Origin of the sequence: Aliiroseovarius marinus (genome assembly GCF_004360145.1) — a bacterium.
Classification (GTDB): Bacteria; Pseudomonadota; Alphaproteobacteria; order Rhodobacterales; family Rhodobacteraceae; genus Aliiroseovarius; species Aliiroseovarius marinus.
This window is the reverse complement of sequence record NZ_ML178712.1, coordinates 56,986-69,798: the sequence shown is the minus strand read 5'-3', so window position 1 is coordinate 69,798 and position 12,813 is coordinate 56,986. Positions and strand designations below refer to the sequence as shown.

Here is a 12,813-nt window from a genome sequence, read left to right as displayed (position 1 = left end):
TCCTCCTTAGAACGTACGCGCTTTGGGCGCGATTTTCTTCAGTTCGATGCCGCCTTCGGCTTCGGTGGTCAGCGGATCAACGACGACCGGACGATAGGACAGGTCAACCTTGTTGCCATCCACGCGGCTAACAGTGTGGACGCGCCACTTCTTGTCGTCGCGTTCCGGGAAGTCCTCGTGCGCGTGGGCGCCGCGGCTTTCTTCGCGGGCTTCTGCGCCGTGGATCGTCGCCAGAGCGTTCGGCATCAGGTTCGCCAGTTCCAGCGTTTCCATCAGGTCCGAGTTCCAGATCAGCGAGCGATCGGTCACGGCCAGGTCGTCCATCTTGGCGGCCACGGCGGTCATCTTCTCGACGCCTTCTTTCATGGTCTTGGCGGTACGGAACACGGCTGCGTCAGCTTGCATCGTCTTCTGCATTTCCAGACGCAGATCGGCGGTCGGGATCGCGCCGCTTGCATTGCGCAGACCGTCGAAGCGGTCGAATGCCGCGTCAACCGAAGCTTGGTTCAGAACCGGGTTCGGTGCCTCGGCATCGACAACCTTGCCAGCGCGGATCGCGGCGGCGCGGCCGAAGACCACAAGGTCGATCAGCGAGTTCGAACCCAGACGGTTTGCACCGTGGACCGACGCACAACCTGCTTCACCCACGGCCATCAGGCCGGGAACGACAGCGGTCGGATCGTCTTTGGTCGGGTTCAGAACCTCACCCCAATAGTTGGTCGGGATGCCGCCCATGTTGTAGTGAACCGTCGGCAGAACCGGGATCGGTTCTTTGGTTACGTCAACACCGGCAAAGATCTTGGCGCTTTCCGAGATGCCGGGCAGGCGTTCGGCGAGCGCGTCGGCGGGCAGGTGATCCAGATGCAGGAAGATGTGGTCGCCTTCGGCACCCACACCGCGGCCTTCGCGGATCTCCATCGTCATCGAGCGGGATACATAGTCGCGCGGGGCAAGGTCTTTATACTGGGGCGCATAACGCTCCATGAAACGCTCGCCTTCCGAGTTGACCAGATAGCCACCCTCGCCACGTGCACCTTCGGTGATCAAGCAGCCCGAGCCGTAGATGCCGGTCGGGTGGAACTGAACGAATTCCATATCCTGCAGGGCCAGACCCGCACGGGCCACCATGCCGCCACCGTCGCCGGTGCAGGTGTGGGCCGAGGTGGCCGAGAAATAGGCGCGGCCATAGCCGCCCGTCGCCAGCACAACCATCTTCGCGTTGAAGACGTGGAACGTACCGTCATCCAGCTTCCAGCAGACAACACCCTGACACTGACCGTCTTCCGACATGATCAGGTCTACTGCGAAGTACTCGATGTAGAACTCAGCGTTGTTCTTGACCGATTGGCCGTAAAGCGTGTGCAGGATCGCGTGGCCGGTCCGGTCAGCGGCGGCACAGGTACGCTGTACTGCGGGGCCTTCACCGAATTCGGTGGTGTGGCCGCCGAAGGGGCGCTGATAGATCTTGCCTTCTTCGGTGCGCGAGAAGGGAACGCCATAGTGCTCCAGCTCGTACACCGCTTTGGGTGCCTCGCGGGCCAGGTATTCCATCGCGTCCGTGTCGCCCAGCCAGTCCGAGCCCTTCACGGTGTCGTACATGTGCCACTGCCAGTTGTCCGGGCCCATGTTGGACAGGGACGCGGCGATGCCGCCCTGTGCCGCAACGGTGTGCGAGCGGGTCGGGAAAACTTTGGTCACACAAGCGGTGCGCAAGCCCTGTTCGGCCATGCCAAGCGTGGCCCGCAGACCAGCGCCACCGGCGCCGACCACGACCACGTCATATTCGTGTGTTTCGTATTCGTAAGCTGCCATTTTGGGTGCTCTCCGGTCTTAAAAGGCGATGCGGCCAAGGCCATAAAGGCCAATTGCCAGAACGGTGTAGGCCACTGCGGTGCAAGCAACGACCAAGACTTTCTTGGTCACGCCGCGCGAATAATCCTCGATCACGACCTGAATGCCGTGACGGAAGTGAACCATCGACACAACAAGCGTCATTGCGGCGACAATTGCGGGGAAGGGGCGCTGATAATAAGCGATTGCTTCTTCATAGGGCAGGCCAAGGGCACAACCGAATGTCAGAGCGAACAGCGGCATCAGGATCAGAAGGCCAACAGCCGAGATAGCCTGTCCCCAGAAATGTTCCGTACCCGAACCCGAAGAGCCTTTGCCCACGGCGCGTTTGCGGTCAGTCATATATTGCATAACGGGCTCCTTACACGATCAGGGCGACGATGATCGCCAGAACGACGGACCCGACGATGACGCCGATGCCCATTTTCTCGGCGGTTTCGACCTCAAGGCCGATGCCGATGTCCCAGATCAGGTGACGCAGGCCGGACAGTGCGTGGTAGCACAGCGCCCAGAGCGCCAGGAACATGATCACGTCCCCAACGAACGAGGTCATCAGACCGTTCACAACATCATAATATCCTGCACCCAGCGACGCGGCGAAGAACCACCATGCGACCAAGATCGCAGCGCCCAGCAGGGCGACCCCGGTGATCCGGGCGAAGATCGAGGTGATGGAGGTCAGCTGCGGGCGGTATACTTGCAGATGCGGAGAAAGAGGACGGTTGCCTCTGTTCACGTCGGCCATGGCGGCCTCCTTCTGTCTGTTTCGACTTTGCGACAGGAATAGCGCCTTTTGCGGCACTGAGTCACGCAAGAAGCGACCCGAAAGTCGGGAATTTTGCGCTAACGGGGGTGTTTTTGGGGGCTTGTGATCACAGTTTTTGGATATGTGATCACAGATTTGTATGCCATTGTATCCCGACGTTTATAGTCGGGAAAGGGGCGGCGCGCGCAAGATTCCTGCTGATATTTGACCCTAGGGCATGTGTTTGGGAAGTAGCGGGGCGTCTCAAAGACGTCCCGCCGCCAGACATCTTACTTCGGCATAAGCGCCCAATAGTCGAGATCCAGCATGACCTCGGGCAGGTATTTGCCGTCGTCGCCTTTCAGGGCAAATTCGGGCGCGCCGTGTTTGACGGCAACCAGACGCAGGCGCACAGCACCCACGCCCGGGGCGTCGGTGTCGGCCTTGTCCAGCACCTCGGACCATGCACGGATCGTGTCGCCCGAGAAACAGGGGTTGGCATGTGCGCCACCATTGAGACCCACGATCATCTGCGCGTTGGCCAAGCCGTTGAACGACAGCGCGCGTGCCATCGAAATCACGTGGCCGCCATAGATCAGGCGCTGACCATCGGGACGGAAGGTGGCGTCAAAATGCACCTTCGCGGTGTTCTGCCACAGGCGGGTCGCCATCATGTGCTCGGCTTCTTCGACCGTCACGCCGTCCACGTGGTCGATCTTTTCGCCGACCTCGTAATCGCCCCAGCGATGGGGCTCGCCGGCCAGCGTGAAGTCGTAGTCCTCGAAGGACAGACCTTCGGGGATCGACAGGTCGGACGCGTCCAGTACGCCCTTCAGTTCGGGGATCACGGTGCCCGGCGCGGGGGCGTCCAGATCGCCTTTGCGCACCATCACCCAGCGCACATATTCCATCACCGGCTCGCCCATCTGGTTGAACCCGCGGGTGCGAACCCACACAACGCCCGACTTCCCGTTCGAGTTCTGCTTCAGTCCGATCACCTCGGATTGCGAGCGCAGCGTGTCGCCGGGATAAACGGGTTTCAGCCAGCGGCCTTCGGCATAGCCAAGGTTCGCGACGGCATTCAGCGAGATATCCGGCACGGTCTTGCCGAACACCACATGGAAGGCGATCAGGTCGTCGATAGGCGAGCCTTCCAATCCGCAGGCACCTGCGAATTCGTCCGAGGAATAGAGCGCGTGGCGGGCGGGATAGAGCGCGTGATACAGCGCGCGTTCGCCTTCGGCCACGGTGCGCGGCACGGCATGGTCGATCACGTCGCCCAGCTTGTAGTCTTCAAAGAAACGTCCGGGATTGGTCTTGGCCATCAAAGCTCTCCAAATGTCGGGGCGGGCGCAGGTGATGGCCCACCGGTGTTAGTGTGCGCGCAGGTCAGGCTACGCGCCGAACGGGGTCGGGCCGATCAGCCCGTGAATATATCCGATGATCGCCAGCAGGATGATCGAGGCGACAAAGAACATGGCGTCCTTGGCGATGGTGCCTTTCGGGTTGGGTTGCCAGTCGGGTTCCGCGCGGTTGATCACGATGATTTCTAGAACCGCCCAGACCGTCAGCGCGCCGAACAGCACCATCGAGGCCAGATCCGGGTTCACGATGATATGCGCCACGGCCCACAGAATGAACCCGGTCAGCATCGGGTGCCGCATCTTGTAAAAAAGCGCGCCTTTCGACGGGCCGGGGCTGGTGAAATAGAGCGCGAACAGCACCATCAGGTTGTTCACATGCCGCAACGCGGGCGGATAGGTGTGCACGTCGAAACTTTCCGTCGCACGGTACCCGATCACCATGAAGACCACGCCGATCAGGATCACAAGTGCGGATATTCCCTTGGCCCGCGGTCCCATGTTGTCATGGGCGCGGGGCAGGGCGCGTTTCCAGAAATGTCCGACATACCACAGGGCAAGTCCGGCGATCAGCAATGTCATGGCGAGGTTCCTTTAGAGGGGCCTTAGCCCTCCATCGCGGCGATGGCGTCGGCTTTGGCCAGAATGGATTTTGCCGTCACAACATGCAGGTTTTCGACGATCTTGCCATCCACAACCGCAACACCTTGGCCGGAGGCTTCGGCTTCCTCGAAGGCTGCGATCTGACGTTGGGCCAGGTCGATCTCGGCCTCGGACGGGGCGAAGGCGGCGTTTGCGATCTCGAGCTGGGCCGGGTGGATCAGCGTTTTGCCGTCCATGCCCATGTCGCGGCCCTGATCACATTCGGCTTTCAAACCTTCTTCGTCTTTGAACGCGTTATAGACGCCATCGACGATCACAACGTCATGGGCCTTGGCTGCGATTAGGCACATATGCAGCCCGCCCATCATCGGCAGGCGATCAGCGCGGAAGCGGGTATTCAGCTCTTTCGCCAGATCGTTGGTGCCCATGACAAAGCCTTTTAAGCGTGGATGGGCCGCAATTTCAGCAGCATTCAGCATGCCGATTGGGGTCTCCATCATCGCCCAGAGGTCAACGTTGGGGATCAGCGCGGCCAATTCATCCAGCTGTGCGGCCGAGCCGACCTTCGGCATCAAGATCGCGTCGATGTCTGCACCCACAAAGGCCGCCACATCGTCTTTGCCCCATTCGGTGTCGAACCCGTTGATGCGGACGATCTTGGCGCGGTTGCCATAACCGCCCTTGTCCAGCTCGGCTTTCAGGATGGCGCGGGCCTCGACCTTGGCGTCGGGGGCAACGGCATCTTCAAGGTCGAAAATGATCGCATCAGCGGCAAGGCCGCGGGCTTTCTCTAGCGCACGCTCTTTCGAGCCGGGGATGTAGAGGACGGAACGATAGGGGCGTGTGGTCATGATTCTGTGTCTCCGCAATATTGTTGCGCAAGGGACCACATTTGCGCACCAATTCGCAAGGCAAACTTTGCCGCAATGCAGAAATTTTACGTTGGGTTCATGGTTGCGCCGACCTATGCGCGGCGCGTTAACCAGTTCTTTGGCCCATGGGCGCAGGCTTTTCACAGAGATGCCGAATGACGGGAGGGCCCACGGTTGGCCACTGATGCAATGGGATGCAGATCGGCACCAGAGTGAACACGGCCCTGATGCCGCCGGTGCGCCGGTTGGCCAGGCAGAGCGGCCCAACTGAAAGGACAGATCCATGAAACAGGACATTCTGGCCCTTGGACTTGGTGTCGGCGCAATCCTTCTGTCAGCCGGACAATTGCAGGCGCAGGGCGCCGCCAAATGCGCCGAGCGCGCACAAGTGATGCAACGCTTGGCCGAAAGTTATGGCGAAACGCGGCAATCCATCGGACTTGCTGGCGACCGGCAGGTGGTCGAGGTCTTCGCCTCGGATGAAACCGGCACATGGACGATCACTGTGACGATGCCCAATGGCATGACCTGTCTGGTTGCTGCGGGGCAGGGATACGAGCAGCTGGATGAGGAACTGACGCCGGCACGGCTGGGTGACCCGGTTTAGGTCAGACCTTCCCAGATCAGTTTCGTTCCGGTCAGGATCAGGAACAGATAGGTGAAGCCGAAGAACAGGCGTTCGGACATCTTGTGGTGCAGATGCACCCCGATCCAGACGCCCAATACGGCAAAGGGGATCAGCATGAGATCGGCCTTTGCCGTTTGCCATGTGAAGATCCCCAAGACGAAATAGGGGACGAACTTCAGAAGGTTGATGGCCCAGAAGACGATGACGGTCGTGGCTTGGAACGTGGTTTTGTCTAGCTTGCGGGACAATAGGTAGACCGCAGCAGGCGGGCCGCCCGCATGGCTAATGAAGCTGGTAAAGCCGGCGATTGTCCCCCAAAACGCGCCCAGTTTGCCCGACATCGGGCGCGGAGCAGGCGGGATCAACCCGTTCGCACGCGCCAGTTGGAAGGCCACGAACCCAACCGCGATCAAACCGATCAGCAGCCGAAACACGTCTGGATTTGCGACCGAGTAAAGCGCCGCCCCCAGCGCCACGCCCGGCACCGCCCCCAACACCAAGGCCCAGGCCGACGGCGTATCCCATTTGCGCCAATAGGGTTTCAGCGCCGTCACATCCATCAGCATCAAAAGCGGCAGCATCAGGCCAATCGCGGCGCCCGGGTCCAGAATCAGCGCAAGCAAAGGGGTCGCCGCAAACGCCGCCCCTGACCCGAAGCCACCCTTGGAAATCCCTGCAAAAATCACTGCTGGGATGGCAAAGGTAAAGAAAGTGAGGTCCAGAACCTCGGGCATGTGACATCCTTCAAAAGTCTGGAAAATGGGCGCTTTAGCGCTATCGCGTGTCGCATTCGGTTGCAAGTCATCCCTGACGCCGCGGTGCAGCGCTCTTGCGCGAAAGGCACTTTCCGACTACGCATGCGCCCGAAAACAACTGATCGGAGATCATACTCATGGCCAGACCCAAGATTGCGCTTATCGGTAGCGGCATGATCGGTGGCACCCTTGCTCACCTCGCTGCACTGAAAGAAATGGGCGACGTTGTCCTCTTTGATATTGCGGACGGTATCCCCCAGGGTAAAGCACTCGACATCGCAGAAAGCGGCCCCGTTGAAGGGTTCGACGCAGCACTGTCGGGCACCACGTCCTACGAAGATATTGCTGGCGCCGACGTCTGCATCGTCACCGCCGGTGTACCGCGCAAGCCGGGCATGAGCCGCGATGACCTGCTGGGCATCAACCTGAAAGTCATGAAATCGGTCGGCGAAGGCATCAAAGAGCACGCCCCGAACGCATTCGTGATCTGCATCACCAACCCGCTGGACGCCATGGTTTGGGCTCTGCGCGAGTTCTCGGGCCTGCCGCACAACAAAGTTGTTGGCATGGCTGGCGTTCTGGACTCGGCTCGCTTCCGTCACTTCCTGTCGGTCGAATTCGACGTGTCCATGCGCGACGTCACCGCCTTCGTTCTGGGCGGCCACGGCGACACCATGGTCCCGCTGACCCGTTACTCGACAGTTGGCGGCATCCCGCTGCCGGATCTGGTGAAAATGGGCTGGACCAGCCAAGAGAAACTGGACGCCATCGTTCAGCGCACCCGTGACGGTGGCGCCGAGATCGTTGGCCTGCTGAAAACCGGTTCGGCTTACTATGCCCCGGCTGCTTCGGCGATCGAAATGGCTCAGGCTTACCTGAACGACCAGAAGCGTCTGCTGCCTTGTGCCGCTTACGTTGATGGCGCTTATGGTCTGGACGGTTTCTATGTTGGCGTTCCGACCATCATCGGTGCCAACGGCATCGAAAAAGTCATCGACATCGAGCTGAACAAAGAAGAGCAAGCCATGTTCGACAAATCGGTCGACGCGGTGAAGGGTCTGGTTGAAGCCTGTAAGGGCATTGACAGCTCGCTGGCATAAGTTCAAAAACTTATCCGTTCGTTTACAAGTTGCGCCGCTCAGTTTGAGCGGCGCAATTTTTTTTGAAAGAGGCGCATTATGTCAGATCCCAGCGGAAACGGTTTTATCTTCGCCGCGACCGGCGAGAAATATGTCAACCTTGCCCGGCGTGCCGTCCGCAGCTTGCGGCAGGTCATGCCAGATGCCCAAGTGGATCTGTTCACCGATGCCGATCTGAAGGATCCGGCCTTTGATCGCATTCACAAGCTGTCCGATAGCTATTTCCGCCCGAAAATGGAGGCACTACGCCGCACGCGCTTTGCGCGGACGGTGTATCTGGATTGCGACATCATCGTCCTGATGGACGTATCCGAGCTGTTTCATTTGCTGGATCGCTTCGACGTAGCGTCGTCCTACGCCTTCTCGCGCGATGGTCAGAGGCTCGTACAGGACGGGACAATGCCGCGCAGCTATGGCCTGTTGAACGCGGGTGTGATTGCCATTCGAAAGACCGAAACGACGACGGGTTTTGTTTCAGATTGGGATCGTCTCGTCCGAGAGCGCGACGCGGATATGGACCAACCCACCTATCGTGAGCTGCTTTGGAAATCAGACCTGTCGGTTTTCGTGTTGCCCCCAGAGTATAATCTGATCGCGACTTGGACGCTGGACAGTTGGAAGCCCAAACAAGGTGCGCCGCGCATTCTGCACAGTCAGAGACTTCACAGGATCGCGCCCGGGGACGCGGAAACACCCTTCACATTGGATGAGGCCTTCAGATTTGAACGGCATCGCAAGCATCTTGAGCTTTTGTTGGACTGCGATAGTGGCGTCGGAACCCGCGAAGTGGGCCGCTTGCCAACCCCGGCCGAGGCAATGGCCGACGAAATCCAAGAGTTGAAAGCCAAGCTGCGCAAGGCCCAGTGGATGTCGAGAGGATTGCGCAAGCTGACCTCCCCACTGCGTGGGCTGTTCACTGGGCGCTGAAACTAGCCAGTCTTGGCCGTTGAGCCGCGGATGTCGTGAACGAGCGCATCAAGTGCGTCGGTCAGGTCTGCATCAAATTCACCCGCCGAGAACTCAACGGCCACATCCGGCGCATATGTGGCTACGCTGTGATCGAGGTTCAGCGGGCAGGTCAGAAGCGCACCCTCTGCCTGCAGCATCTCTTGCTGTTCGTCGGAAAGGTGAAAGATCTCGTGGTGCAGCGACAGTCCTTCGGCCAGCGGATCATCCGCGCGCATCACGCGTTCGATCCCGGCCCTGCGTCGGCTGTGCAGCGATTGCAGCAGCGCTTTGCCTTGCACCGCATAGCGCAGTGACTTCAGCAGCCAGTGGCGTGCCGTCATTCCATCAAAGTGCAGGATACACGCATTTGCTGTCGTTCGGCCGGGCGATACCTCGCCTCTGAATTTATCTTTGACGGCGTGGATGGCGATGAATTTGCGATCCGCAAGTCGCGCCATCGCCTTGCCCGAGGTATGGCCCGACAATCCGTTTTGCAGATAGGTGCGCGCTGGGCCATAAATCTGTTCGACTGACGGGTTCGACAAACCCGGCGCGCGAAATTGTCCGTCGAATATCCCCGCCTCGGGCGCGATCCAGACACGTTCCAGATTTGGGATGTGCAGCCAACCGTCAGCACGGGCGAGATCACTTTCGATCCCCTCGGGCGCCCACAGAAATTCGTCTGCATCAGCGTGCAATAGCCAATCTGCGCGCTGGTCTTGCGCCACGAGATTGGCGTTCAGCGTCTGCCGACGTGTCTGCCACGCGGGGCGCGTTTCGCGACCCAGAGCCTGCCAATGGGCGGCATCACACAGGGTCACGTCGACACCGGGGATCTTGGCCATGACCGCGGCTGCCGGGTCGTTGGGGTCGTCAAAAAATAGGTGAACCGTCTTGGCGCCCAGACTCAGGTGATGACAGGCAAATGCCAGAACAAGCGAAAGCGGTTCGCGTACGGTTGAAACAACGGACCAGCTGTGTTCGGGCATTCGACCTCGCTTGGGGCAATGGGTAATCCTGTCCTATCATTGCGGCCAAGACGCCAGCAATGGGAAAGCGTTGGGGGACAGTGATTGCCGCGGACATGTGATTGGACTAAAGCGATGGCAATGCAGTCAAAGCTTTCATCAGGAGCCTTCCGCGACCCTACTTTTCCCAATGACCACCGATGACGGATTTGTCTTTGCTGCGACCGGTGCACAGTATCGCGGGTTGGCGCAGCGGGCGGCGCGGTCATTGCGGGCCGTGATGGGGGATGACATCCAGATTGATCTGTTTGCTGATGCTCCCGTGGATGATCCGGTGTTCAATCAGGTTCATATCCTGAATTATGTCGGCACCCGCCCCAAGATGGAGGCGTTGCGCGAAAGCCGATTTACGCAAACGGTTTATCTGGATTGCGACGTGGTTGCGGTGGCGGATTGCTCGGACATGTTCGCGTTGCTTCGGCAGTTCGATTGCATCGGAGCGCATGACCAATACGGCAACGGCACTGTGCCGATGCACCAGCCGACGCAGGATTTGCCCACCGGGTTTCGCCAGATCAACAGTGGCGTCATGGGGATCCGCAAGTCCGACAAGACGCAGGATTTTCTGCGCAGCTGGGAACAGCGCATGACCAGCGAAGGCGAGCGTTGGGATCAGCCCGTCCTGCGGGAACTTCTGTGGGACAGCGATCTGCGTGTCTGGATTTTGCCGCCGGAATACAACCTGATGCACACGGGATATTTGCCTGCGATGGGCAAGCGTATGGCTGCTCCGCGCCTTCTGCATATCACCACTCTGCACGAGATTATTGGCATTGATGAGAAGACAGATCAGCCCTTTGACCTGACGGAATTGCTAGGGGAGCGCGCACTGACGGCGCTGCACGATCTGTTGGGGCGAGATCGCACTTTGGGGGCTGCACCATCCGCCCGCGATCGGATCGGAGACTTGTTGCGGCGCTATCCAAAGGTCGAGAAACGCGCGCGCTCGATCTGGCGTCGCTTGCGATGAAATAAGATTCGCAATCGGACTGATTTGCAGAAATTTAATGATTTGTGATCACACATTTTAAGGTGTGATCACAAAAAACACGACTTCGCCGGAAATTCGCCCGAAATTGCAAAAAACGTTTCGGCCTTCTGCTTCACCTGTGCATCTTGTCCAAGACCCAATGGACCAACTGGATAGGATGATTTCATGAACATTCATGAATACCAGGCGAAGGCCCTTCTGAAATCCTACGGCGCACCCGTTTCGGACGGCCGCGTTGTACTGAAAGCAGAAGATGCCAAAACCGCCGCAGGTGAACTCGACGGACCGCTTTGGGTGGTCAAAGCACAAATCCACGCAGGTGGCCGCGGCAAAGGTTCCTTCAAGGAAGCTGACGCTGGCGAAAAGGGCGGTGTCCGCCTGACCAAGTCGGTGGAAGAAGCCGCTGAAGAAGCCAAGAAGATGCTGGGCCGCACCCTTGTGACCCACCAGACCGGCCCGGCCGGCAAGCAGGTAAACCGCATCTACATCGAAGCCGGCTCCGGCATCGAGCGTGAGCTGTACCTGGCGCTGCTGGTTGACCGCCAGACCTCGCGTATTTCGTTCGTATGCTCGACCGAAGGCGGCATGGACATCGAGGAAGTGGCAGCCGCCACCCCCGAAAAGATCCTGAGCTTCTCGGTTGATCCGGCGACGGGCTACCAAGCCTACCACGGCCGCCGCATTGCATTCTCGCTGGGCCTTGAAGGCGCTCAGGTCAAGCAGTGTGTGGCACTGATGGGCAAGCTCTACCAAGCTTTCGTCGAGAAAGACATGGAGATGCTGGAAATCAACCCGCTGATCATCACCGATGGCGGCGATCTTAAAGTTCTGGACGCCAAGGTTGGCTTCGACGGCAACGCTGTTTACCGCCACCAGGACATCGCCGAGCTGCGCGACGTTACCGAAGAAGATCCGAAAGAGCTGGAAGCGTCGAAATACGACCTGAACTACATCGCTCTGGACGGTGAAATTGGCTGCATGGTGAACGGTGCTGGTCTGGCAATGGCCACCATGGACATCATCAAGCTGTACGGTGCTGAGCCGGCCAACTTCTTGGACGTAGGCGGCGGCGCCACCAAAGAGAAAGTGACCGAAGCCTTCAAGATCATCACCTCGGACCCGAACGTAAAGGGCATCCTTGTGAACATCTTCGGCGGCATCATGCGCTGTGACGTCATCGCCGAGGGCGTGGTTGCAGCCGTGAAAGAAGTGGGCCTGCAGGTTCCGCTGGTCGTGCGCCTGGAAGGCACCAACGTGGAAGCCGGCAAAGACATCATCAACAACTCGGACGTTGATGTGATCGCTGCTGACAACCTGTCGGATGGTGCTGAGAAGATCGTGAAAGCGGTGAAGGGCTAAGCAAGATGCGCAAGGCTTTGATCACTCTTACGGCTTTCGTGGGGCTGGCTGCATGTCAGTCGACACCCGAGCAGTCGCGCTCTGCACTGCAAATGGTCCCGGTATCCGAGGCGATTGCATTGCTGGATGCGACCTGCGGGGCAACCCGCCCTGACTTTTCCGGAGTAGAAGCGCGCTTTCAAGCACGTGGTCTGACCCGGGATATGGGGGTGGCGTGGCAGTCCGAAACCAAAGCTCTCGTCGGTCGTGTGACCGAGATGGCAGATGGTACGCCGATCTGTTGGGTTGGCGGCACGTATGAGGGTGATCTGATCGCTTTGCAAAACGAACTTGCTTCGCGCTATGGCGGCGCGCGTCACTCGGATGTTGCCTATTTCGGCGCTGTTCGGGTGCCGGAATATAACCGGGGGGCGAAGGGTAAGATGCTCATCAACCTCGGCAACAGCCGCGCAGGTGCCGCCACGGCCGAATATCTTCTGGGGATTGTGGGCGGGTAGCGCCCTCCCCCGAAACGCAAAACATGTGGGCATGTC

The 12,813-nt window shown here is 59.3% G+C and carries 14 protein-coding genes; 6 read left to right on the top strand and 8 right to left on the bottom strand.

What is annotated here, in order from left to right; translation table 11 throughout:
• Positions 1-6: 6 nt before the first annotated feature.
• The 6 genes from sdhA to EOL43_RS00310 all read right to left on the bottom strand — a co-directional run bounded on the left by sdhA (position 7) and on the right by EOL43_RS00310 (position 5,411).
• Positions 7-1,812, bottom strand: coding sequence for a succinate dehydrogenase flavoprotein subunit (gene sdhA / locus EOL43_RS00335; protein ID WP_133484810.1), 1,806 nt, complete (start codon positions 1,810-1,812; stop codon positions 7-9).
• Between the two features lie 18 nt (positions 1,813-1,830).
• A complete protein-coding gene (sdhD, locus tag EOL43_RS00330; protein ID WP_133484809.1) occupies positions 1,831-2,202 on the bottom strand; it encodes a succinate dehydrogenase, hydrophobic membrane anchor protein in 372 nt (123 codons plus the stop codon).
• Positions 2,203-2,212: 10 nt separating this feature from the next.
• Positions 2,213-2,596: a succinate dehydrogenase, cytochrome b556 subunit gene (sdhC, locus tag EOL43_RS00325; RefSeq protein WP_133484808.1), complete on the bottom strand. Its 384-nt coding sequence runs from the start codon at positions 2,594-2,596 to the stop codon at positions 2,213-2,215.
• A gap of 290 nt (positions 2,597-2,886) precedes the next feature.
• Entirely contained in the window at positions 2,887-3,921 is a 1,035-nt protein-coding gene (locus EOL43_RS00320; RefSeq protein ID WP_133484807.1) for a MaoC family dehydratase, read from the bottom strand.
• A gap of 69 nt (positions 3,922-3,990) precedes the next feature.
• The gene (locus EOL43_RS00315; RefSeq protein WP_133484806.1) at positions 3,991-4,539 is read right to left on the bottom strand and encodes an NnrU family protein; all 549 of its coding nucleotides are present in this window, start codon (positions 4,537-4,539) and stop codon (positions 3,991-3,993) included.
• Positions 4,540-4,562: 23 nt separating this feature from the next.
• The gene (locus EOL43_RS00310; protein WP_133484805.1) at positions 4,563-5,411 is read right to left on the bottom strand and encodes an HpcH/HpaI aldolase/citrate lyase family protein; all 849 of its coding nucleotides are present in this window, start codon (positions 5,409-5,411) and stop codon (positions 4,563-4,565) included.
• Between the two features lie 304 nt (positions 5,412-5,715).
• Between EOL43_RS00310 and EOL43_RS00305 the strand changes: the two genes are divergently transcribed.
• Positions 5,716-6,039, top strand: coding sequence for a hypothetical protein (locus tag EOL43_RS00305; protein WP_133484804.1), 324 nt, complete (start codon positions 5,716-5,718; stop codon positions 6,037-6,039).
• Here the strand turns inward: EOL43_RS00305 and EOL43_RS00300 are convergent.
• On the bottom strand, positions 6,036-6,794 hold the full coding sequence (locus EOL43_RS00300; protein WP_133484803.1) for a sulfite exporter TauE/SafE family protein: 759 nt from the start codon (positions 6,792-6,794) through the stop codon (positions 6,036-6,038). The genes EOL43_RS00305 and EOL43_RS00300 overlap by 4 nt on opposite strands.
• Before the next feature lie 158 nt (positions 6,795-6,952).
• Between EOL43_RS00300 and mdh the strand changes: the two genes are divergently transcribed.
• Together mdh and EOL43_RS00290 are read left to right on the top strand one after the other, a co-directional pair.
• Positions 6,953-7,915, top strand: coding sequence for a malate dehydrogenase (gene mdh / locus EOL43_RS00295; protein ID WP_133484802.1), 963 nt, complete (start codon positions 6,953-6,955; stop codon positions 7,913-7,915).
• A gap of 78 nt (positions 7,916-7,993) precedes the next feature.
• A complete protein-coding gene (locus EOL43_RS00290; protein WP_133484801.1) occupies positions 7,994-8,881 on the top strand; it encodes a putative nucleotide-diphospho-sugar transferase in 888 nt (295 codons plus the stop codon).
• 2 nt (positions 8,882-8,883) lie between these two features.
• On the opposite strand, the gene EOL43_RS00285 is transcribed toward EOL43_RS00290, so the two are convergent.
• Positions 8,884-9,891, bottom strand: a complete 1,008-nt coding sequence (locus tag EOL43_RS00285; protein ID WP_133484800.1) for a glycosyltransferase family 2 protein — start codon at positions 9,889-9,891, stop codon at positions 8,884-8,886.
• Positions 9,892-10,060: 169 nt separating this feature from the next.
• Here EOL43_RS00285 and EOL43_RS00280 point away from each other — a divergent pair, with 169 nt between their 5' ends.
• From EOL43_RS00280 to EOL43_RS00270, 3 genes are all read left to right on the top strand, one after another.
• On the top strand, positions 10,061-10,900 hold the full coding sequence (locus EOL43_RS00280; protein ID WP_133484799.1) for a putative nucleotide-diphospho-sugar transferase: 840 nt from the start codon (positions 10,061-10,063) through the stop codon (positions 10,898-10,900).
• 186 nt (positions 10,901-11,086) lie between these two features.
• Positions 11,087-12,280 carry an ADP-forming succinate--CoA ligase subunit beta gene (gene sucC, locus EOL43_RS00275; RefSeq protein WP_133484798.1) on the top strand — a complete coding sequence of 398 codons (1,194 nt, stop codon included), beginning with the start codon at positions 11,087-11,089 and terminating at the stop codon, positions 12,278-12,280.
• 5 nt (positions 12,281-12,285) lie between these two features.
• Positions 12,286-12,777, top strand: coding sequence for a hypothetical protein (locus EOL43_RS00270; RefSeq protein ID WP_133484797.1), 492 nt, complete (start codon positions 12,286-12,288; stop codon positions 12,775-12,777).
• Positions 12,778-12,813: the final 36 nt, after the last annotated feature.

Coding starts and splice junctions, on each gene's coding strand:
- EOL43_RS00280 (WP_133484799.1), top strand. CDS start 10,061: ATGACCACCGATGACGGATTTGTCTTTGCTGCGACCGGTGCACAGTAT.
- mdh (WP_133484802.1), top strand. CDS start 6,953: ATGGCCAGACCCAAGATTGCGCTTATCGGTAGCGGCATGATCGGTGGC.
- EOL43_RS00290 (WP_133484801.1), top strand. CDS start 7,994: ATGTCAGATCCCAGCGGAAACGGTTTTATCTTCGCCGCGACCGGCGAG.
- EOL43_RS00285 (WP_133484800.1), bottom strand. CDS start 9,891: ATGCCCGAACACAGCTGGTCCGTTGTTTCAACCGTACGCGAACCGCTT.
- sdhC (WP_133484808.1), bottom strand. CDS start 2,596: ATGGCCGACGTGAACAGAGGCAACCGTCCTCTTTCTCCGCATCTGCAA.
- EOL43_RS00270 (WP_133484797.1), top strand. CDS start 12,286: ATGCGCAAGGCTTTGATCACTCTTACGGCTTTCGTGGGGCTGGCTGCA.
- EOL43_RS00310 (WP_133484805.1), bottom strand. CDS start 5,411: ATGACCACACGCCCCTATCGTTCCGTCCTCTACATCCCCGGCTCGAAA.
- EOL43_RS00320 (WP_133484807.1), bottom strand. CDS start 3,921: ATGGCCAAGACCAATCCCGGACGTTTCTTTGAAGACTACAAGCTGGGC.
- sucC (WP_133484798.1), top strand. CDS start 11,087: ATGAACATTCATGAATACCAGGCGAAGGCCCTTCTGAAATCCTACGGC.
- sdhA (WP_133484810.1), bottom strand. CDS start 1,812: ATGGCAGCTTACGAATACGAAACACACGAATATGACGTGGTCGTGGTC.
- EOL43_RS00300 (WP_133484803.1), bottom strand. CDS start 6,794: ATGCCCGAGGTTCTGGACCTCACTTTCTTTACCTTTGCCATCCCAGCA.
- sdhD (WP_133484809.1), bottom strand. CDS start 2,202: ATGCAATATATGACTGACCGCAAACGCGCCGTGGGCAAAGGCTCTTCG.
- EOL43_RS00305 (WP_133484804.1), top strand. CDS start 5,716: ATGAAACAGGACATTCTGGCCCTTGGACTTGGTGTCGGCGCAATCCTT.
- EOL43_RS00315 (WP_133484806.1), bottom strand. CDS start 4,539: ATGACATTGCTGATCGCCGGACTTGCCCTGTGGTATGTCGGACATTTC.